Source organism: Streptomyces sp. NBC_01142, assembly GCF_026341125.1.
Classification (GTDB): Bacteria; Actinomycetota; Actinomycetes; order Streptomycetales; family Streptomycetaceae; genus Streptomyces.
This window is the reverse complement of the sequence record NZ_JAPEOR010000002.1, coordinates 2964795-2984321: the sequence shown is the minus strand read 5'-3', so window position 1 is coordinate 2984321 and position 19527 is coordinate 2964795. Positions and strand designations below refer to the sequence as shown.

Below are 19527 nucleotides of genomic sequence, written 5' to 3'. Positions count from 1 at the left end.
CGCCCCCTTACCACTTTTGCTGTTCCTTGGCCTCATTGAACCGGGCCCCGGCGGCCCATCGCTGCGGTTTGCCGGTCGCCTGCTCGACGAACTCAGCTTGTGTCATACGGCCGTTGTTGGCCCACCACTCCCTGAGTTCGTCCGAGGCGTGCGCGTACGCGATACGCGCCGGACCTGAGAACAGAGTGATGGGGTTGCGTTTCTCGGCGGCGGCCTTCTTGTTGAGCAGGTAGCCGTTGCAGTCCGCTTCCGCTTTGAGGTACTGGAGATACACGTACTCGTCGTACAGCTCCCGTGCCTGCCGGCGGGTGATCCTCAGCTCGTCCTCGCCCTGGTCGTCTGGCGCGGTGTCGGCCTGGTCGTCGCCGACCATGGCGGCCCACACGGCGTCGTCGGCGAGGGCGCCCCACCCGTCCGGGTTCGGGGCGGGGTCGAGGGCGTCGGCGAGGGCGTTCCGGTCGGCGAGCAGGTCGGCGACGGCGTCGCCCGTGTCCGCCGGTTGCGGCATGTCGAGGGCGTCGCGCCGGTCCATCTCGCCGGCAATTCCGGGCAGTTCGTCGCGTGTGGCGTACTGCATGCACCATGCGAGTTCGTCGTCGGTCACGTCGGACAGGTCGGCGCGCAGCTGCCCGCCGGGGAACAGGCGGGTGAGCAGGTCGCGGCGGGCGGCCTCGGCGGCGATCAGGGCGAGCGTGTCCGGGTCGGCGCCGCGGGCGCGCGCGGCGAGGTCGTGGTCGGACAGGCCGACCAGGTCCGGGGACACCCCCGGCAGACGTCCCGCGAGGTCGCGGCGGTCCATCTCCGCCATGACGCTCAGCGCGTCGGCGTCGTCGAGGTGGGGGAAAGCCTTCGCGAGTTCCTGGTCGCCGAACTGGGTCAAGTCCTCGGCGAGGGTGCCGCCGGGGCGGATGCGGGCGAGCAGGTCGTCGAGGTCGCGGCGGTCGGCCTCGGCCTCGATCCGGGCGCGGGCGCGGTCGTCGAGCAGGTTCGAGCGCATGGCGGCGGCGAACTGGTCGTCGCTCATCTCCCGTACGGCCTGCTCGTCGCCCGACCACACGCGCGCGGCGTCGACCTGCTCGGGCGTCGCCTCGGTCCGCTGTTTGGGGAGGTTCGAGGCGCCCGGTTGCTCGCGGTGCCGCAACCGGCGTAGATCGGGGTTCGCCGTGAGGTGGTCGCGCATCGCGTTTTGCCACTGCCTGACCTTGAGCCGTGCGGCGCGCTGCGCCTCGGGCGTGACGGCCGCGGCCTCGCGCTTCTTGTGCTTCCTGATGTTGCGCTCGATCGCCCGCTGTCGCTGGCCTGCCTCGTACCCGGCGGAGTCGCTGGTGGCCTGCTCGATCGTTGTCAGACCTGGGGTGTAGGCGCTTACGGAGTGCCTGCAATTCGGATGCTGAAATCCTGCGAGGCGAGCCTCGTCGAGGGTGCCGGCGACCCGTACGGGGATCATGCGACCGTCCTCGATCGCGTGCTCGACCTCGACCGTGCGCTCGCCGGTCGGGCCGTCTATGGCCAGTACGCGGCCCTCCCATGGGCGGCAGGCCGGGCACTCGCGCGGCGCGTTCGAGACAATCACCAGGTCGATACCGGCGTCGGACAGGGTGCGCATGTGCGCCTCGGTCGCGGCACGGCCAACGGATGTCCGTACGGCCATTTCCGCGTAGGAGGTGAGCTGCCATCGGCGGCCGGCGCGGTCGGTGAACGACCCTATGCCCTCGTCGGCGAACCGGCGCATGGCGTCCTGTACGGCCTCCCTGCGGGTGCCGGTGCCGAGTAGGGGTGTTGCGGTGACCTGGGCGACGATCGCCCGGAACCGGTCGACTACGGCCCGCAGAATCGAGCGGTGCGTCGAGGTGACCACGTCGACCGTTTCCTGTGCGAGCCGGTCGAGGGTCTGGGCGTTCGGCGTCACGTCGTCGACCAGGGCCCGCGCGTCGTTGGACAGGGCGCCGATTTCGGCGACCGCGGCGCGGTGCCCGATGTTGTACGCCTCGGCGACCACGTCGAATACCTCAAGGCTCACGGCCTTGCCCAGTTCGTCGACCACGCCCTGTGAGGCACGGCGTAGCTGCTGGACGGCGGCGAGCTTCCGCTCGGCCCACCCTGGTGCGTCGAGGCCAGCGGCGAGCTGCCGGGCGATGATGCCCAACAGGCGTTGCTCGGCGGCGGCGTAAAGGTCGCGCGTGTTGGAGGCGAGGTCTTCGACCATGCCCGGATGGATCGGCACGGTGCCCCCCTGCTCTGGTCGAGTGATTAAGTTGTCAATTCACGCGTGGACGCTTGAACGGAAATGCCCACTGAGTCATCTTTGGTACTCGCTATGTCGAATGCGAGTTCGCAATGAGTCAACTGGTCCGAGCCGTACCTCGCCGCCTTGAAGAAGCTATTGCAGGTGCGCGCCATTGGTCGGACGCGATGCCTCGCGAAGCAAGTAAATTGGTGCGCACTATCCGAAATTACAACGGCGCTTCTGCGATCGTGAGTGGAATCACGGGTCTTACCGCGTGGGCCGTCATTTCCCAGAGCTCAGAGATTGTGGCTCAGGTAGTAGTCACCTTGGTGTCATTTCTCGCTGCTGTGCTGGTTGCGTTGCCAACCGCTCTTGGAATGCGTGAACGCTGCGAGAAGATGCTCACGCTGTGTGGCGATTTTACTGCTGCCTACGATGAACTTCTGGCTGCCAGGGACGGTTGGGTTGCGGGGACAGCCCCCCCACAGCAGGTGGGAGAAGCAATTCGGAAGTTCGACGGAGTCAACGTTAAGAAGGCTGAATTGGGGATGTAGGAAACATCAGATCCGGAACAACGACACCGGTCTCGGCGAGGATCGCGTCGACCTCGGGACGTATGGCGGTGTCGTCCCAATCGGGGTGCAGGATCTTGACCTTGGTCGAGGTCGACACGGCTCCGGCGCGGTTGAGTAGGTCGAGGGTTGTCGCCGTCGACTGCTCCGACTCCGCGATGCCGTCGCCAAACTCGACGCGCGGGCGGGCAGGCGTGATGCGCTGCCCGAACAGCTTCGCGTCGAGCTGCAACATGACGTGGCACATGTCGGCCACGCCGTGTCGCCAGTACCCGGCTTTCTTCCGACGGGTGACCATGCTTCGTTGGTCGCGGCTGTCGACCTCGGTCGCGGTGACTGGCTGTCCGTCGCCGTCGAGGCCGAACGACTGGGGCGAGTAGCCGGCGGCCTGGGCGGCCTGTCGCATGGTCGCCTCGGCCGTGGCGCGGTGCTCCTCGACCCGGATATCGAACTGATTCAGGGTGATGCCCGCGCCCTCGTTGGGCGGCATTTTGAGGCTGTGCCAGACTTCGCGGTCGTCGTCGAACGACGCCCCGCGCCCGGCTCCCTCATTGCGCATGTACCCATCGGGGACGATCAGGCGCGCGCGGGCGAGGCGGATGTCGCGCATCCACGATGTCCACGTCTCGTCGAGGGCGTCGAACAGGTCATAGATCGGCGCGGCGTAGTCCGAGCGTCCGATCGGGGAACCGCGGTGCAGCCGGTTGGGCAGCATGTTGGGGATGTACGCGGCGGTGAGGTCGCGTATGCCGGTCGTGATGCCGTCGCCGTCGCCGTCGAGGGAGTCGACCAGGTCGGCCGTGTCGGGGTGCTCGGTGAGCGGCACCCGGCGGCCGACGTTCTCGCGGGTCCCCTCGTAGAGGGCGTGCACGATGCGGCCGGACTCGTGCCGCTCGAAGTGGCGCCAGACGGTCGACTCGGTCGAGCCGTCCAGCTCACGCCAGAACGACACTGCGCGCAGCATTCCGAACCGGAACTCGGGTACGGCACCGTCCGGCTGCATCACGGTGAGCAGGGGGCGCGGTGCTAGGTCGCGGTCCCACGTCACGCGCAGGAACACGCCGGACAGGGCGGCGGCTTGTTCGGCGGCGCCGAGGAACACCTGTTGCGCGCGGCCCTCGTCGAGGAGCTGGTCGAGGCGGTCCTGTGTGGCCTTGTCCTCGACGGTGATCGTCGGCATGTCGGCGAACAGCAGGTCGGCCGAGGTCGAAGCGATGTCGCCGGCGAGCGGGACGTGTAGGCGGTGGTCGCGTCGGTCAGGCCGGTTCTCGAATGGCTTCCGTCCCCACAGGCGGCGGCGCTCGGTGGGGCGTTTGTGGTTGCTGTGGACATGCGCGAGGCGCTGGCGGTCGCCGCTGTACCACGCGTCATCGATGCGCATCGCGTCGTAGTAGGCGATCCACGCCGGGGGCGGCCACGCTGCGCCCTGGTCAGGGAGTGGCATCGTCTCCCCCCTCCTGGGTGGTTGCCTCGCACGCCTCGGCGGCGCGGCGGAACAGTCCGGCGAGGGCGGGGCGCACCTGCTCGCCGGGGGCGAGGGTGAGTTCGCCTGCCTCGACGGTGTGCTCGCCGATGGTGAGGGATACGGGCAGGGTAAGCGGTGGCATTGCGGCCATGACGGCGGCCTCCTTACGCGGCGAGGGTGAGCAGGTGCCGCCACTCCTGGGCGGTCGAGTGGATCACGTACCGCAGCGCGTCACAGCTGTGGTCGTTCCGCTTGACGGGCCTGTCCTCGCCCTTGTCGGCGGCGGACTCGTCCCACACGTAACCGGGCAGTTCGTCGAGCAGTCCCTCGCACGATCGGTGTATGCGGAGCAGGCCGGCGCCGAGCAGGCTCGCCACGGACCGGATTCCGTCCACTACTTCGTTCGAGGCGCGGGCGACGCCTGGATAGGAGTCGGCCCACAGTTGCGTGATGAACGACGCCGCGGACGGGTCGATGAACGTCCACTCAGGGGCGACGCCCTGCTCGGCAACCCACTTGCGCAGTGCGGCGCTGTACTGGGCGTCGGTCATCTGGCGGTGCGCCGTGCGGGAGTCGTGGCGCCACTCGGCGCACGCGTACAGTCGGCCGTCGACACCCTCGCCGAGCAAGATCGCCGACGTAGCGTTCACGGTGCCGTAGTCGAGGCCGATCCAATGCCGGCGCATGGCGGGCAGTTCGTCAACGACGTGCGCGGCCTCGTCGTACATGTCGTAAATCGCGCCCTCGGCCTGTACCCACAGGCCCAACACGTTGCGCTTGTAGAACAGGCCGGTGTGCGTCGACTTGATCCGGGCTTTGTACTCCTCGTCGAGGCCGGGATTGTCGTCCAACTGGAAGTGCCACGACCTGAGTCGGGCCTCGGTGGGCCTGAGCAGGTAGTCGCGGCGTAGCCAGTGGTTCGGGTTTTCGGGGTTCGTCGTCGCGAGGACCTTCGACCCTGGCACGCTGCAACGGGCCGTGAGCTGGTCAAAGAACGACTTGGGGAGCGTCGTCGCCTCGTCCACGTACGCGCCCGCGCACGTCAGTCCTCGTACCTTCGGTTCGGCCTGGGCGTCATTGGCGCCGAGGGCGTGAACGGTGCGGCCGAGGACATGCGCGGTCGGGGCGCCGCTGGTGTAGTGGATATCCTGCGCGACCTCGCCAAACACGTCCGGGTTCATGAGCGGCCCGAACACGTTCCGGGCGAGGCTGTCGCGGGTGCGCCCGACCATGACCAACTCGCCGCCCTTGGGCGGATCGGCGACGTACCCCAACCACGCTATGAGGCTGGCGATCGTCTTCCCGCTACGCACCGACCCTTCCCACAAGTTCAGGAACTCGGCGGCCTCGACGATCGAATCGACTTGCTTCGGGGACAGGGCAAGATCAGTGTTCATCGTCGCCGCCCGGTGCGTTGCCGTGGCGCTCGGCGTAGTTGCGGGCGAGGCCGTCCATAAGGCGGCCGATCACGGAACGGGACTGCTCGCCGGCTTCCTCGCGCGGGGGCGCGAGCTTGAGGGACCGGTCGAGGGCGGCGCCCGCGGTGGCCATCAGGGTGCGCCGGTCTGCGGGTATCGGCTCGTCCTGCCACTTCTGGGCGTAGGTGTGATCCTTCCCGCCCCACTCGAAGTAGAGAGTGCGCGCGGTCATCCGTGAGAGTTCGCGCTCGGCGATGTCGTGCAACGTGATCGCGAGATCGGCGCGGCGCGCAGCGAGGTCTGCGCGGCGTACCTGGGTGGCGACGGCGACCTCGGCGGCGCGGTCGAACGTGAGGGGCGGGTCGAACGATGCGGCGATCTTGGAAACGGTCGAGGGTGACCTCTTGATCGCCCTCGCGATGTCGTTCCGGCTCTTGCCCGCGGCGTGCAGTTTCCGGACTTGGTCGCGGTCGTGGTCGTCGATGGGGCGGCCCACAGGCGATCACCCCCTCGCCGAGGACATGCGAACGCCCCGCCGCTCGGGGTAGCGACGGGGCGTTCGGGAAGGGCGTCCGTTTCCGGGCACGCCGAAGACAGCGCCAACTTTAGGTCACGAACTGATAACGGCGCAAGCTTGATCGGTCACGTGCGCGCGGGTCGCTCCGCGTCCGGTCGCGCGGGCGGCGTCACCTCTGTCGGACGGCCGAGCAGTTCCTCGGCGAACTGGTGCCGGATGTGCGGGCCGGGCGGCCGACCGGCGAGCATGCGACCGACGTGGGGCGTCGGACGACCGGCGGACGTGTCCGACCGGCCGTCATACCCGCTGGTCGGGCGCCTGCCGGGCAGCTGCTCGACGAACTGGTACGCGCCGAGTGTCGGCGCGGTGCCGCGGGGAACGATGCCGTGGGCCCACGCGGTCCGGTATATCCCGGCGAGCTGTCCGACGGCCTGTCGGACAGCATCGGCGAACGTGCCATCGGTGCCCATGGTGCTCATGATGACGGCGAGGTCGTCGGCGAACGCGTCGGTCACACGGACGGTCGGGCGGTCGCCGGCCTTCGGTGCAGTCGGCTTCTTGCGCTCGGTAGGGTTGGCGGCGGTCATGGTGGGGGTTGCTCCCATCGTGGTTAGTCGGGCCCGCCCGGTGGTGACGTCACCGTGTGCGGGCCCGCAGCTGTGTGCGGGGCTACTGGTCGGCGGCGGAGCGCTTGCGCAAGATCCGGTAGACGTACGACTCGGTGGCGCCGAGGTCGGCGGCCGTATCGGCGACGCTCACCCCCGCGTCTGCGTCCGCGTAGATGAGCCGCGGGGTGATGGCGGCGGCGGCCTCGGCGGCGAGGCGCAGCGCGCGTACCTCGCTGGTGTCGAGGCTGTCGGCGAGGTGGTCGAGCAGGGCGGCGCGGGCCTCGGTGTCGTCGGCGCTGCTGGCCCAATCGTTGGCGATGGCACGCACCGTCTCGAACGGGTCGCGGTCCTCGTCGGGGTCTCCGCCGGCGGCGATGATCTCGGCGCGGCGGGCCTCCTCGAACTCATTCATGATGATGAGCATCTGCTCGGCGAGGCGCTGCCCGGCGGGGGTGGATTCGAGGCGGCGCGGCCCCCGCATGGCGCGGCGGATGTCGCCCGGGGTCCGTGCGTCGCGCTGCTCCTCGTCGGGTCCGGGCTGCTGCTCGTCGCTCATCTCTGGTGCTCCTGTTCGGGCGGGGCCCGCCCTCGGTCGAGGGCGGGCCGGCGGGTGATCAGTCGGTCGGACGGTGGGCAAAGACGCACTGCGAGGACCTGAGCATCTTCTCGACCTTCCAGCCGCGGCGAGTGAGGGTGTGGGCGAGGCAGTCAAGGGCGGCCCCGTCGATGGGGGTGTCTCGGCGGATGGTGCGCCCGCCCTCAAGCCAGTAGACGGCGACGCGGGCGCCTCCGCGGGGCTCGACCAGATAGCCGCGTATGTCCTGCTCGGCCTCGGTGGGGTCGCTCACGTCGTGGTGGTCGGTCATGCGGGCGGCGGCGAGGCCGTCGAGGGCGGCGCGCGCGGCGATCACGTTCGGGTGCCCGGCGTCCGCGGGCATGCTGCCCTCGGCGGTGCCGGCGTGTCCCACGATGACGCCCTCGATCACGCGGCGGGCGGGCAACTGCTCGCCTTGCTCGGGGGCGGCCTCTGTGGCGCGGCGGGCGTCGATGCGGGCCTGTACGGCGGCCGGCACGGGGGCGCCGTGGGCGATGTGGTCGGCGGCCTGCCGCTCGTCCATCGTGGCGCGGTACGTCTTGCGGTCGGCGGCGGCCTTGGCGCGGATGCGGGCGAGGCCGGCGGGGTCCGGGGTCATGCGCACGGTGACGGCCTCGCGGGTGGGCTGGTCGCCCTCGGTGAACAGGGCGCCCTGTTCGGCGGCCGGCTCGATGGTGAACAGGGCGTCGCCGGCCTGCTGCTCGCCGATCCACTCGCCCCGCCACGTGCCGGCTACGGCCTCGGTCTCGGTCACCTCGGCGGCGGCCTGCTGCGCCTCGATGTCCTCGGCGGGCTCCTCGGCGGGCTCGACGTGGCTCGGGTGAATGGTCGACTCGGTGCCGTGGTCCCACGTGATGGTCACGTTGTCGTGCGTGGTGGTGAGCGTGCTCAGGTGGAACGTTTCGACGTTCACGGCCGTCACGGTGCCGAGGCGGTTGCCCTCACGGACGCGGGCGCCTACTGGGTAGTTCACGGGGGTGTGTACGGCGAGGGGGAAACCGTAGCTATGGGCGGCCTGTTCGGCGGTCTCGGCGGCTTCGGCGTATGCGCCGCCCTCGATCTCGCGGGCCGGCGCGGTGAGGGTGTGCAGCTCGCCGTGCGCCTCGGTGATCGCCGCGGGCCACGCCTTGACCAGGATTCCGACAACGCGCTCGGAGCGGACGACCAGGACGTCGCCGTCTCGGATGTCGTCGCGGCACTGCGTGTGGTTGTAGGCCTCCCGGGTGTTGTCGAACTGGTGGGTCATGCGGGCGGGGGCGTGGCCGGCGCGCTTGATCCACAGGCGGGCGGCGTCGCGCTGGGCGCGGGTGCGGATGCTCGGGTACTTGAGCAGGTGCTCGGCAAAGCGGCTGATCACGTGCAGCACGCGCGGGCTGGTGGGCTCGATCACCAGCGTGCGGCCTCGGCCGCGGCGGGCTGCGTCGAGGGCGGCGGCGGTCTCGTCATCGCTGATGAACTGGTTGCTGAGGTAGTCGGCGAGGGCGCCGGGAATGGTGACTGCGCTCATTGGGGGTTGCTCCCTTGGCTGTCGGTCTGTTGCCGGGTGACGTCCGGCGGGAGCGCCACTGTATCGAGTTCAGAACTGGGTACACAACTGAGTTCAGAACCTTGTTCAGTAACGGTCTGGTAACGGAGGGGCGGGCCTAACTCCAGTCGGCCCCAAGGGAGTTGCTACGCATCGCCTCGCCGGCGCGCGTCGAGGGCGACCCACAGGCCGACCATGTCGGCGCCCCGCCACGCCCGCCGGCGCCGGCCGTCGAGGTCGACGGGCGCCTCGCACGCCTCGCCGGTCGAGCAGGTGACCACAGGCTCGCCCCCGGGGCGGGTGTGGCCGGCGAGCTGCCCACCACAGAACGGGCACGGCTCGTCGAGGGCGGTCGTCCGCCCGTCGCGGCCGAGGGCCAGCTCGACCGTGAGGCGTGCCCGGCGGGCGGTCGCGGCGACCTCGTCGAGCAGGCGCGGGGGGATCGGCTCGAACAGGTCGCCGCTCATCTCGTCGAGGGCGCGCCCCTCCAGCCATACGGCGGCCCAATGCAGCCCGTACGCGCGGCTACCGGCCGAGGCGGCGCTCGCGGGGCCGGCGTCGCGGTGCGTGGGCGGGTGCCACCGTGCGGGGTCGGCGGTGTCGGCCTGGTCGGTGATGAACCGGCCGTGTGCGTCGCGGGCCGGCCGTATGGAGCGCTGCACCTGCTCGGCGACGACGTCGGCGAGGTCGAACAGGTCACGCTCGATGGCGAGGGCGGCGTCGAGGGCGTCGAGGTTGAGCGGGGCGGGGTGCTCGCGGATGGTGAGCGGGAGTCGACCGACGACGGCCTCGACGGGGTGCTCGTCGTTCTCGGCGCGGTCGTCGGCGGCGAGTTGGTCGAGGAATCCGCGGGCCTCGCGCGGCGGCCACTCCGCGGCCGGCCGGCGGCCGATAGCGGCGAGCAGGTCGCCCCACTGCTCGCGCACGGCGGCGAGGTCGACCGCGGCGCGGCGGGCGACCGGCGGCGCGGCGTAGTCGAGGGTGGTCGTCATGGTGTGGCTGCTCCTGGTGCTACTTGCTGTTGGCGCGCTCGGCGAGGGCCGGGCAGGTCGGGCACTGGTCGGGGCGGACGCATCCTGTGTGGGCGAGGCGCAACAGGGCGCGGTCGGCGTCGGCGCGGGCGCGTCGGCTGGCGAGGGGGCCGGGGTCGCGCCGGCATGCCCACAGGCCGAGGGGCACGCTGGACGCGAGGAGGCCAGCGACGATCGCGAGGCCGGTAAGGCTGCTCACTGGCCGGTTTCCTCGTCGAGGCGGGTCGCGTGGCGGTCGAGCAGCTTCCGCGTGTGGTCCATGCCGGTGAGCAGGCCGCGCGTGCTGCGGTTCACGCCGTGTTCGTCGCGGTACTCGTCGGCGTCGCGGCGGGCGAGGGCGGACAGTTCGCGGGTGTGGGCGGCGAGGACGGCCAGGGCGGCGGCGAGGGCCTGCTCGGGCGTGCGCGGGGCGTCGTCGAGCAGGATGTCGCGCAGCGTGATCACGGCCGGATGCTGCGCCCCCTCGTTGAACGCGAGGGCCGACCGAACGTCGGCGACCCAATCCGTCGGCGCCTGCTGGTCCTCGTCGGGCAGCTGGTCGGCGACCGCGGCGAGCAGGGCGTCGAGGCCGGCCGGGCGCGGCGCGGGTGCGTCATGGATGGGGCACGGCGCGGCGGTCGCGAGGGCGGTGTCGCAGTGCCCGGCGGGGCCTTCAAGGCTCGCGGCTATCTGGCGGAGGACGCCGACGGCCACGGTGCGCGGGAGGTTGCACGCCACGTCGGCCGGGCCCTCGTTCGGGACGGTGACGATCAGGCGGTGAGTGTCGAGCGAGGCGAACGCGACGGCGTCGGGGATACGGGTCATGGGGTGGTGCTCCTGTCTCGGGTCCGAGGGGGTCGAGGTGCTGCTCGCGTGCGCGGGAGGGCCCGCGACCGGACGCGCGCCGGTCGCGGAGGGCTGATCAGAACGGGGGTTCGTTGCCGTATCCCGGGGTCGCCCATGGGTCGCCGGCGCGCTTCTGGCCGTATCCCTGGGGCTGCTGGTTGTACGGCTGCTGGGTGGCCTGCTGGGCGCCCTGGGCGTTGCCGTTGGCCTTGGTCACGACCGCGGTCGCGCGGAGCAGGCTCGGGGCGACCTCGTCGGCCTGAATCTCGTAACTGCTGCGCTTGCTGCCGTCGTTGGCCTCGTACTGGCGCTGGGTGAGGCGTCCGACGATGATCACGCGCATGCCGCGCTGTACGGACTCGGCGACGTGCTCGGCCTGCTGGCGCCACACGGCCACGCCGAGGAACAGCGGCTCGCCGTCCTCGAATTCGTTCGTCTGTCGGTTGAACTTCCGCGGGGTCGAGGCCACGCGGAAGTTGCAGACGGCGGCGCCGGACGGGGTGAACCTGAGTTCGGGGTCGGCAACGACGTTGCCGGTCATGGTGATGGGGGTGTCGCCACTCATGGTTACGCGGCCCTTTCGAGGTGGGTTGTACGGGGGCGGATGTGTTCGACGGGGGCGAGGCGGTCCTCGCGGGCGCGGGCGCGGGCGGTGCGGGCCTGGGCGTTCTTGCACGCCCGACACTTCCGCGTTCCGTTGCGGGCCCGGATCGTGTTGGCCTCGTCGTAGGCGTGGCCGGCCGGACAGTGCGTGACGGCGGCGCGGGCGGCAACGTGGTTCGTGGAGCGGAGGATGTTCACGCGGTGCGTGACGGCCTCAAGGTGCACAGGTGCGACGCATGCGCGGCGGCGACATCGGTGGTCGACCTCAAGGCCAGCCGGTATGGGGCCGTTGGCCTGTTCGTAGGCGTAGCGGTGGGCCTTGACGGTGCGGCCGGCGACGTAGAACGTCCCGTAACCCTTCTCGTTCTCGGCGCCGTCCCACAGGTGACAGCGGCCGAGGCAGTCCCGGCGGAGTGACCAGGGGCCCGCGGTGTTCACCTTGGCGGCGAACCGTGCGGCCGGGGTGGGCCGGTCCATGGATGTACCTCCGTCGGGTTAATCGTTCTATGGATGATGCTTTCCATCCATGGATGGAAGATACATGACGGGGGGCGGGGCGGTCCGCTCGGATTCCCACCCCCTGTCGAGGCGCTACGCGGTCGTTGAGCGGTCGTTCTCGGGCTCGGCGAGGGTGATCGTCCAACCCACGGCGGTGAGTTCGTCCGCGATCAGCTCGGCCACGTCCTCGGCGCTTCGTAGGCCGTTCCCGTGGGCGACCTCGACGCCCGCGCGGATGGCGGCGACGGCGGCGGGCGGCATCATCGCTGCGCCCCGGTAACGTGCCGGGCCTCGCGCCGTCCGCACTGCTCGCGGGCGACCGGCGGGCGCGCCATCATGCGGGCGAGGGCGTCGAGTTCGCGCTCGGACTGCTCGGTGGGGCGACGCTGCGCCTCGGCGCGGTCGCGTGCCTCGGCCTCGGCGGCGAGGTCGAGGCGGGACGGGTGCGGGGTGCTGCGGTCCGTGCGGCGCTTCCCGCCTTGCTGGCACGGCGTGCCGGGCCGGGCGCGGCACGTCACGTACGGGCACGTCACGTCGAGCGGGTCGGGCAGGCCGGCGGCGGCGCGGTGCTCGCGCTCGGCTCGCGTCTTGCGGAATTCCTTGAGTTCGGCGGCGACGGTGCGCGGCATGTAGTCGCCGAGGGCGCGCAACCGGGCGGCGGCGAACTCGTTGCGCTCCTCGCGGGTGCTTCCGCCGGTCAACTCGCGGTACACCGACGCGGCGGCCTGCCCGGCGGCTATGGCGGTCCTGGTGCCGGCGAGGGCGGCACGGTACGCCTTGTGGTCGTCCGGGTCGACCGGCGGCACGGGGTCGGTGTGGCGTCCCAGTACGTCGGCCTTGAACGTGTGCCACGGGCGCGATACGTCGCTCGGCTGGAGGCGGTACGGGCTGCTGGCGATGTGGTGGCGGACGATGTGGCCGGCGTGCCAGTGCCGGCCGTCTGGGTGCGGGGCGGTTGGGGGCACGTCTTCGAGCAGGTTGAACCACTGGGCGAGGCGTTCGTCGGCCTCGGCCTGGTCGGCGGGGGCGAGGCGGGGGTCGAGGCTCACGGCGTAGGCGAGCAGGGCGGCGACTTCTTCGCGGGTCACTGGGCGTTCTCCTGGGGGTTGAGGGCGGCGGCGAACATGTCGGCGGCGCGGGCCACTCGGCCGGGGCGGGCGGCGTCGAGGGGGATCACGTCGGCTCCGGGCGCGGTGGGGGCGCCGGCGGGGACGGGCGGGAGTGCGGTCCAGCCGGGCAGGAAGTAACGGACCGACCGCGGGCGGGAACGGGCGCGGTGCCACTGCTCGCGGGCGTGGTCGACCAGGGCGGGAACGGCGGTCCGGGTGACGATCGCCTCAAGGCGGAACCACTCGGCCGTTTCGAGCGACCACTCGACGACGATTCCGGCGGCGGTGAGTTCGTCGCGGAGCTGGACAACGTTCGGGGGCACGGCGGGTGTCGAGCCGTAGCTAGCTAGCTGTACCTCCGTAGGAGGTACAGCGGGACGGGTCGGGTCGGGTCGGGGGGACCGTGACGGGTCCATACCGTCACGCTGTGACGGGTCGCCCTGACCTGCGATGTCGTCGGGAAATTCGATCTGATTCGCGGACGGTTCGCGATTTTCGGGCGACGGATCGTCGTCGATTCGCGGACGATTCGCCGACGAATCGAGGGGATGACGCTCCTGGTTCCGCTGTTCGGCGGCGCGCTCGCGGGCCCGCTTCTGGCGCTCGGCGGCGGCGGCTCGGTCGTCCTCGACGCGCGCACGGCTCGGGTTGTAGATCAGGAAGTCGTGCATCACGTAGTCGCCGGCGACGGGCTGCTTGCACCGGGTGCAGTCGTGGCCGTGGGGGTGCCACAGGCCGGACGCGACCAGCTTCCGGGCCTGGGGCGCGGTGCCGTACAGCTGGGCGACGACGCCCGGAATCACGCCCTCGGTGAGGTGCTGCGCGGCGTAGGCGCCCGCGCGGACCCACAGGCCGAGGGCGGCATTGCCGGCCTTGAGCAACTTCGGGTGTGCGTGGGCGGTGTCGTCGACTTTGAACCAGGTCACGGGGGTTGTGCTCCTGTCGGGGTGGGGCGCCCGGGGCGAGGGGCCGGTCGTCGGCAAGCCCTCGCCCCGGGGCGTTCACGGGGCGGCGCGGAAGTACGGGCGGGTCCGGGCGGGCTGGTGCTCGTCGCATCTCCAGCCGCACGGATAGGGGCGGACCGGCCGCGCGCCGCATCGGGGGTTGCCGTGGCCACACGCGGGCGGCGGCGGGGGCTCGGCGGTCATGCGGCGAGGCCAAACCGCTCGGCGATACCGGCGCGGTGCAGCAGGAACCGCAGCGCGTACGCGGCCTGCTGGGGTACAACGCCGTTCCCCAACGCCTTGAGCTGGGCGGAGCGGGACAAGCCTGGGACGGCCGTGACGTGACCGGCGGGCAGTCCCATCATCCACTCAACGAAAGCCGCGGTCAGGCGGCCTCTATCGTCAGTTGGCCGGGGTGCCGGTCGGCCCGTGACCGCTTCCCACCGCTCGACGGCGGGGGCGTAGCGGCCCCAGTCGACACCGACTTGATCGCGTCCGACAGATACACCTGATGTCCGGCCGCTTGCCGTTGCTCCGCGGTGTTGCTGCACGAACCGTGGTCGCTCGCCTGGGGCGTCGGAAGCAGCCGTGCCGCCGCGCTCGCCAGGGTCGGTGTGCCGTCCCCGAACTTCTGATTCGGGCTCGCCTTCGTGCCGTCGCTCGCCCTCGGCGTGGGGAACATCGGCAGCACGACCTCGGACAGTGGAGGCCGGAACCCCTCGCCCGCCCGTCGGCCCGGCGTCCCCGTGTCGCTCGCCCTCGGCGTCGGCAGCAACGCCGTGGCGTCCGTCAGCGTCTCGCCGTACCCCGGGCTGTACGGCGTCCCGTCCCTGCGCCGGTTCCTCGTGCCGCGCGAGTCCGCCACGGTCGCCGTCGGTAGCAGGTGCTCGACCTCGTCGGCGAGCGTCGGGCCGTGCCCGCCCTGCTTCCTCTTGTCCGGGTGCTGCGACCCCCCGTTCACCCCGAGTTGCGCCGTGGGCGTCTTGAGCAGCTGCACAACCGCCGGTAGGCCGTCCTCGTACCCCACGCCCTTGCTGTCCCTCGCCCTGGGCGTCGGCAGCTGCCGGTTGCGGGCCCGCAACGTGTCGTTGCGGTTCCCGTCCGGTGCCCCCGGCCCGTTCCACTCGCTCGTGGTTGGGGTCGGCAGCAGGCCACGCGATGATGAAAACGCGCTCGCGCTGGTGCGGGGCCCCGATGTCGGATGCACGCTGCACATGCCATTCCGCATCAAACCCGAGGTCGGCCAAGTCTCCGAGAACGGCGCCGATAGCTCGAAGAGTGCTGGTTCCGTCGTCGCCCTCATCCAAAGGCGCGCCGTCCGGTCCCACACCGCGAGCGGCCTTGGCCGAGAGAAGGCCACGGACATTTTCGATCACTACCAATCGGGGGTTCAGTACGGATATGGCGCGGGCGACGTGGGCCCACAGGCCCGACCGCGTGCCCTCGGCGATGCCCGCGCGCAGACCGGCGAGGCTCACGTCTTGGCAGGGGAAACCGGCGCACAGGATGTCGACCGGCTCAACGGCCGACCAGTCCACGGCCGTGATGTCGCCGTGGTTGGGCACGTTGGGCCAGTGATGCGCGAGGATGCGCGCGGCGTACTGGTGCCGGTCGTCGGGGTCGTACTGGCAGTGCCACGCCACGGACGCGCCGAGCAGGTCCATGACGGCCATGTCGAGGCCGCCGTACCCGGAGCACAGGGAGCCGATACGGGGGCCGTCGTTGAGCGCGAGCTGTCCGGGCACCATCTCGGCGGCCCGTTCGGCGAGCAGCTGCGCGACCTGGTCGAGGGTGAGCGTCACGCGGCCTCACCCCCGGCGGTTATCGCCGCGAGCTGCGTCGCGAGGGCGCCGGAACGCCACGCCTCGGCGGTCGCGTCCTTCCCGCCCTTGCGCCAGGTGATCGCGTACGTCCGCGCGCGCGTCGGCTTGATCACCACGCCCGGCACGTCGAGGACTTCACCCGTGACCTTGTCGACCAGCCTCGCGGCCCCGGCGGCGTCCATCTCGGCGAGCAGTTCCGTGAGCTTCCACGGCTTGACCTCGCGCACGATCCGGGTCGTGGTCCACTCCTCATCAGGCCACGTCTGCCGGACGAACCGGGCGAGGGCTTCCTCGTCGGTGACGACCGGCCCGGTCTCGCCCTTGCGGAGTGAGATCGTGGCGACCTGCTCGCCCGTGGGGAGCGATGCGGTGACCCGTTCGGTTCCGTCGCGTTTCTCGGCGGTGTCGAGGGCCCGCTGTGTGCGCGCCTTCACATCCTTCTGTGCGGCGGCCACCCGCTCGGCGAGCAGCTTCAACACGGCGGCCTCGGTGGCGAGGTCGCGCAGAGACTCGGCCGGCTGCGCGACGGCGGGCTCGCTGTCGAGCGACGGCTCGCGTCGGGAGGCGGTGTCGGCCTCGGCGGCGAGGTGGTTCACGCCGAGCCGTTCCGTGATCGTGTCGTAGTGGTGCTGTTCGATCGGGCCGGCAAAGGTGGGCGCGGTCATGGCGTGCCCCCCTTCGCGGCGTCGAGCAGGTCGTCGCGCTGCTCGCGCAGCTGCTCGGCGGTACCGGCGGCCGGGGCGCACCCGTACCGCGAGCTGAACAGCTGGTCGGCCTCGGCCTGGTCGACCCCGGCGGCGCGCGCGGCGTCGTACATTTCGCCGAGGGCGGCGGGCTGCTCCTGGTCCTGCCCGGTCGAGGCGGCGCCCTGCTGTGGCTGGTCGCCCGGCTCCGGGTCGCGGTGGCGCTGCGGCTGGTTCGCTGCGTTCGCCTTCTGGCGCGCGACGGCGTCGAGGCGGGCGAGGAATTCGGCGGGGGCCCCGGCCTTGACAGCGTCGGCGCGCACCTTGTCGAACGCCTTGCGGTTCGGCGCCTTGGTCGCCTCGGCGAGGTAGTCGCGGCGCGGCGGTGCGGCCTGCTGGGCGGGCGGCTGCTCCCACGGACCGGCCTCGGCGCGGTTGCTGCGTCGCGGCTGCTGCTGGCGCTGCTGCCCCTGTCCGCGCTGCTGTCGCCGGTCCTGCTGGCGCTGCTGCTGTTCGGCGCACTGCTCGGGAGTCGGCTCCGGGTGGTGGCGGTCGCCGTCATCGATGCTGCGGCCGTCCACGGGCAGCATGAACAACGTGAACAACAGATACTTGAGGGCGGCGGACTGGGCCTTGTTCATGCTCTTGTCCGCGTAGTCGAACGCTTCGCCGGGCACCTCGGCGACCAGGCAGTCACCCGCGGGCCCGTACACGCGGTACCGCATCGTGATCAGGGTGCGGGTCATCTTCCCGTCACGTTGCTGCGTGTGCTCGGCGATCGTCGGCAGGATGAAAACGCCGTGCGCGCGCATCGGCCCGGCCATCGCCGACATGACATCGTCGATGCCCCGAAAGGCGTAGTTCTGCTGTTCGTTGCGCTGGTTCTTGCCGACGGGCATCGCGTCGCGCATCACGTCGTTGATCGCGGCGAACACGCGCGGCGCGTCGGTGGGGGCTCCCTCCGGGGCGGGCACGTAGACCACTTCCGGCGCGGGGGTCGGGCCTGGGGCGGGGGCGACGGCCTCGACCAGCCGTGCGAAGAGTTCGGGGGTGAGGCGGGTGTCGGAAATGCCGGGGTGCAAGGGGGTGACGGTCACGGGCGCGGGCTCCTGGGCATGGTGTGCCGGATGTGTCCGGCGAGGCGGGTGATCCGGCCGGCGAGAGTGATCGCCGTGTCGGGGTCGAGCAAGTCGTCGAGGTCGGCGGCGATCGGCGCCTCGGCGGCCAGTGCCTCGCGGCTCCCGTCGGCGGCGGCGGCGCGCATCGCACGCTCGTGCTCGGGCACGTCGTGCCGGTAGATCGCGTGGTCGAGGGCCCGCACGTTCTCGCCGTGGTGGGCGAGCAGGCGGCCGAGGGCGTCGGAGTCCTCCACGTACGCGAGGGCGAGGTCGTCGAGCAGCTGCTCGACGCGGGCGGCGATCGGTAGACGGACGGCGAGGCCGTCGGCGGACAGCTGGGGGCGGATCATCGGCGCGGTTCCTGGGCGAGGTCGAGGTCGGCGGGCGCCAGGGGCTCGGCGAGGTCGAGGTCGCCCGTGTGGGCGTCGTAGGCGAGGGCGCGCGTCCAGTCGGCGGCGGGGAACATACGGCGCAGCAGGCCGCGGGCGGCACGGTGCGCTGCGCGGTCGGCCTTGATCGGCAGGCCGAGGGCGTCGTCGAGGGCGACCCACGTTGCGAGGCGGCGGGTGCCGTCGCGGTCGGTCCACACGGGGACGGTCCGCACGTGGACCGTGCCGGGCGCGATGGCGTCCAACTGTCGGGCGATCAAGGCCGTGCGGGCGAGGTGCCTCCGGGCATCGCGGGCACCCTGTAAGGCGCGGGCGGCTCTGGGAGAACGGTCGGTACGCTGGGGGTTGTTCACGATCGTCCCTCTCTGGTTGGCGGTCGTGGCGAGGGCCGTTCGGGCGCAATCCGGGCGGCCCTCTTGCGTGGTCAGGCGGCGGCGCGGGGCGTGGCGCGGGGGCGCTGCTGGCGCTGCTCGCGTTCGAGTCGGCGCATGATCAGCTCGATCTCTGTGGGGAGCAGACCGGCGGCGCGGTCGCGATCGCGGCGGGCGCGGGCGGCATCGAGGACTCGGCGGGCGTTGGCAAACGCCTGTCCGCGGGTAATCACCTCGCCGCTCATGCGGCGCCCGGTCGGATGAGCTGGCCCGCAGATATGCCGTAGTGCTTCTCAACTGCCGCGGCAACGGCGGCACTTGGGGCGGTCTGGCCCCTCCACAAACGCCATGCCGTGTTTCGCGCAACCTTCAGCCGTCTTGCGGTATCTGACGGAGTGCTGTCGCCTGCCTTGCGGGCTGCGGCGACGAGTGAGGCGCGGTCGTACATGCGAGCATCGTCCTTCCATGGGTGGACTGTTTCCGTCCATGGGTGGAACATTACACGAGTGGCAAGGGTTCGGGTGGTGCCTATCGCCTGGTCGGAACCCTCCAATTGCCGTTGACGCCCGGCGCATGCGCGACAATAATCGGACGCCTGTTCGGCTCAATCGCCGCAGCTGGAGGGCAGATTCATACCAAAGGCGGATGTTCCGTCCAGACTTAAACGATCATGTATGCGGCACGGTCCACGCGCGGTATGTTCCACCCATGGAACACACGACCCCACGCGGGAACGACCACGCCTCTCCAGATCAGTTCGCCACCTGGTTGAAAAGACAACTCGAACAACGCGGCTACGACCTACGACCCAGGGGCGGCGGACAAAGCCGGTTCGCCGCCGACTCCGGCATCGGTGCCGGAACTGTCAGCCGGATGCTTCGCGGCGAGGGCGCCACGGAGACCCGCGTGCTCAAGATGCTCGCCGACGCCCTACAACTGCCGCTCGCCGAGGTCCTGGTCGCCGCCGGCGTGCTCAGCGCGAGCGAGCTGTGCAACGTCCGCAACCCCGCACGCCCCGATCCCCTAACCCCAGAGGAGGCCGCAGACGAACTGGGCATCACCGACCCACAGTCACGCCGACTCTTCGTTTCCATGACCGAGACATTGCGACAGCAGAGAGCCGAGAACGGCGAGGGACGCATCGCCGAGAACTAACGCACGGAGGCACAGTGACCCACCGACACGCACCCTTATTTGCATTCTCCC

Annotated in this window: 25 protein-coding genes and 1 pseudogene; 2 read left to right on the top strand and 24 right to left on the bottom strand. The window is 71.0% G+C overall.

Going from position 1 to position 19527, the window contains the following annotated elements:
- Positions 1 to 7 precede the first annotated feature (7 nt).
- Positions 8 to 2224 (bottom strand): phage minor capsid protein, encoded by a 2217-nt coding sequence (locus OG883_RS31170; RefSeq protein ID WP_266547749.1) that lies wholly within the window; start codon positions 2222 to 2224, stop codon positions 8 to 10.
- 113 nt (positions 2225 to 2337) lie between these two features.
- Between OG883_RS31170 and OG883_RS31165 the strand changes: the two genes are divergently transcribed.
- Complete coding sequence (locus tag OG883_RS31165) at positions 2338 to 2781, top strand: hypothetical protein (RefSeq protein ID WP_266547747.1); 444 nt, start codon at positions 2338 to 2340, stop codon at positions 2779 to 2781.
- Here the strand turns inward: OG883_RS31165 and OG883_RS31160 are convergent.
- The 23 genes and pseudogenes from OG883_RS31160 to OG883_RS31050 form a co-directional block, all read right to left on the bottom strand.
- Positions 2756 to 4243, bottom strand: coding sequence for a phage portal protein (locus OG883_RS31160; RefSeq protein ID WP_266547745.1), 1488 nt, complete (start codon positions 4241 to 4243; stop codon positions 2756 to 2758). The genes OG883_RS31165 and OG883_RS31160 overlap by 26 nt on opposite strands.
- Positions 4230 to 4415, bottom strand: a complete 186-nt coding sequence (locus OG883_RS31155; protein WP_266547742.1) for a hypothetical protein — start codon at positions 4413 to 4415, stop codon at positions 4230 to 4232. The genes OG883_RS31160 and OG883_RS31155 overlap by 14 nt, the downstream gene beginning before the upstream one ends.
- A 13-nt stretch (positions 4416 to 4428) precedes the next feature.
- On the bottom strand, positions 4429 to 5661 hold the full coding sequence (locus tag OG883_RS31150) for a PBSX family phage terminase large subunit (RefSeq protein ID WP_266547739.1): 1233 nt from the start codon (positions 5659 to 5661) through the stop codon (positions 4429 to 4431).
- Positions 5651 to 6178 (bottom strand): helix-turn-helix domain-containing protein, encoded by a 528-nt coding sequence (locus OG883_RS31145; protein WP_266547737.1) that lies wholly within the window; start codon positions 6176 to 6178, stop codon positions 5651 to 5653. Before OG883_RS31145 ends, OG883_RS31150 begins: the two co-directional genes overlap by 11 nt.
- Positions 6179 to 6324: 146 nt before the next feature.
- The gene (locus OG883_RS31140) at positions 6325 to 6786 is read right to left on the bottom strand and encodes a hypothetical protein (protein ID WP_266547734.1); all 462 of its coding nucleotides are present in this window, start codon (positions 6784 to 6786) and stop codon (positions 6325 to 6327) included.
- A gap of 82 nt (positions 6787 to 6868) precedes the next feature.
- On the bottom strand, positions 6869 to 7363 hold the full coding sequence (locus OG883_RS31135; RefSeq protein WP_266547731.1) for a hypothetical protein: 495 nt from the start codon (positions 7361 to 7363) through the stop codon (positions 6869 to 6871).
- Between the two features lie 58 nt (positions 7364 to 7421).
- Positions 7422 to 8909 (bottom strand): hypothetical protein, encoded by a 1488-nt coding sequence (locus tag OG883_RS31130; RefSeq protein WP_266547728.1) that lies wholly within the window; start codon positions 8907 to 8909, stop codon positions 7422 to 7424.
- Positions 8910 to 9073: 164 nt separating this feature from the next.
- Positions 9074 to 9919 (bottom strand): hypothetical protein, encoded by an 846-nt coding sequence (locus OG883_RS31125; RefSeq protein ID WP_266547726.1) that lies wholly within the window; start codon positions 9917 to 9919, stop codon positions 9074 to 9076.
- Between the two features lie 19 nt (positions 9920 to 9938).
- On the bottom strand, positions 9939 to 10157 hold the full coding sequence (locus OG883_RS31120) for a hypothetical protein (RefSeq protein WP_266547723.1): 219 nt from the start codon (positions 10155 to 10157) through the stop codon (positions 9939 to 9941).
- Positions 10154 to 10762: a hypothetical protein gene (locus tag OG883_RS31115; RefSeq protein ID WP_266547720.1), complete on the bottom strand. Its 609-nt coding sequence runs from the start codon at positions 10760 to 10762 to the stop codon at positions 10154 to 10156. Before OG883_RS31115 ends, OG883_RS31120 begins: the two co-directional genes overlap by 4 nt.
- Positions 10763 to 10859: 97 nt before the next feature.
- Complete coding sequence (locus tag OG883_RS31110; protein ID WP_266547717.1) at positions 10860 to 11348, bottom strand: single-stranded DNA-binding protein; 489 nt, start codon at positions 11346 to 11348, stop codon at positions 10860 to 10862.
- 2 nt (positions 11349 to 11350) lie between these two features.
- Entirely contained in the window at positions 11351 to 11863 is a 513-nt protein-coding gene (locus tag OG883_RS31105) for an HNH endonuclease signature motif containing protein (protein ID WP_266547714.1), read from the bottom strand.
- Between the two features lie 114 nt (positions 11864 to 11977).
- Positions 11978 to 12148, bottom strand: coding sequence for a hypothetical protein (locus OG883_RS31100; protein ID WP_266547711.1), 171 nt, complete (start codon positions 12146 to 12148; stop codon positions 11978 to 11980).
- A complete protein-coding gene (locus tag OG883_RS31095) occupies positions 12145 to 12972 on the bottom strand; it encodes a cell surface glycoprotein (RefSeq protein ID WP_266547709.1) in 828 nt (275 codons plus the stop codon). The genes OG883_RS31100 and OG883_RS31095 overlap by 4 nt, the downstream gene beginning before the upstream one ends.
- Positions 12969 to 13919, bottom strand: coding sequence for a mucin-2 (locus OG883_RS31090; RefSeq protein ID WP_266547707.1), 951 nt, complete (start codon positions 13917 to 13919; stop codon positions 12969 to 12971). The genes OG883_RS31095 and OG883_RS31090 overlap by 4 nt, the downstream gene beginning before the upstream one ends.
- A gap of 218 nt (positions 13920 to 14137) precedes the next feature.
- Positions 14138 to 14302, bottom strand: a complete 165-nt coding sequence (locus tag OG883_RS31085) for a hypothetical protein (protein WP_266549713.1) — start codon at positions 14300 to 14302, stop codon at positions 14138 to 14140.
- A 20-nt stretch (positions 14303 to 14322) separates the two neighbouring features.
- Positions 14323 to 15144: a hypothetical protein gene (locus tag OG883_RS31080; protein ID WP_266549711.1), complete on the bottom strand. Its 822-nt coding sequence runs from the start codon at positions 15142 to 15144 to the stop codon at positions 14323 to 14325.
- Between the two features lies 1 nt (position 15145).
- Positions 15146 to 15601 (bottom strand): annotated as a pseudogene (locus OG883_RS31075) (DNA cytosine methyltransferase); the annotation flags it as partial.
- A 134-nt stretch (positions 15602 to 15735) separates the two neighbouring features.
- Positions 15736 to 16425, bottom strand: coding sequence for a hypothetical protein (locus OG883_RS31070; RefSeq protein WP_266547705.1), 690 nt, complete (start codon positions 16423 to 16425; stop codon positions 15736 to 15738).
- Entirely contained in the window at positions 16422 to 17540 is a 1119-nt protein-coding gene (locus tag OG883_RS31065; RefSeq protein ID WP_266547702.1) for an ERF family protein, read from the bottom strand. Before OG883_RS31065 ends, OG883_RS31070 begins: the two co-directional genes overlap by 4 nt.
- Positions 17537 to 17911 (bottom strand): hypothetical protein, encoded by a 375-nt coding sequence (locus OG883_RS31060; protein ID WP_266547699.1) that lies wholly within the window; start codon positions 17909 to 17911, stop codon positions 17537 to 17539. The genes OG883_RS31065 and OG883_RS31060 overlap by 4 nt, the downstream gene beginning before the upstream one ends.
- Positions 17908 to 18195 carry a hypothetical protein gene (locus OG883_RS31055; protein ID WP_266547697.1) on the bottom strand — a complete coding sequence of 96 codons (288 nt, stop codon included), beginning with the start codon at positions 18193 to 18195 and terminating at the stop codon, positions 17908 to 17910. The genes OG883_RS31060 and OG883_RS31055 overlap by 4 nt, the downstream gene beginning before the upstream one ends.
- 179 nt (positions 18196 to 18374) lie before the next feature.
- Complete coding sequence (locus OG883_RS31050) at positions 18375 to 18566, bottom strand: hypothetical protein (RefSeq protein ID WP_266547695.1); 192 nt, start codon at positions 18564 to 18566, stop codon at positions 18375 to 18377.
- Between the two features lie 463 nt (positions 18567 to 19029).
- Between OG883_RS31050 and OG883_RS31045 the strand changes: the two genes are divergently transcribed.
- Positions 19030 to 19476 (top strand): helix-turn-helix transcriptional regulator, encoded by a 447-nt coding sequence (locus tag OG883_RS31045; protein ID WP_266547692.1) that lies wholly within the window; start codon positions 19030 to 19032, stop codon positions 19474 to 19476.
- Positions 19477 to 19527: the final 51 nt, after the last annotated feature.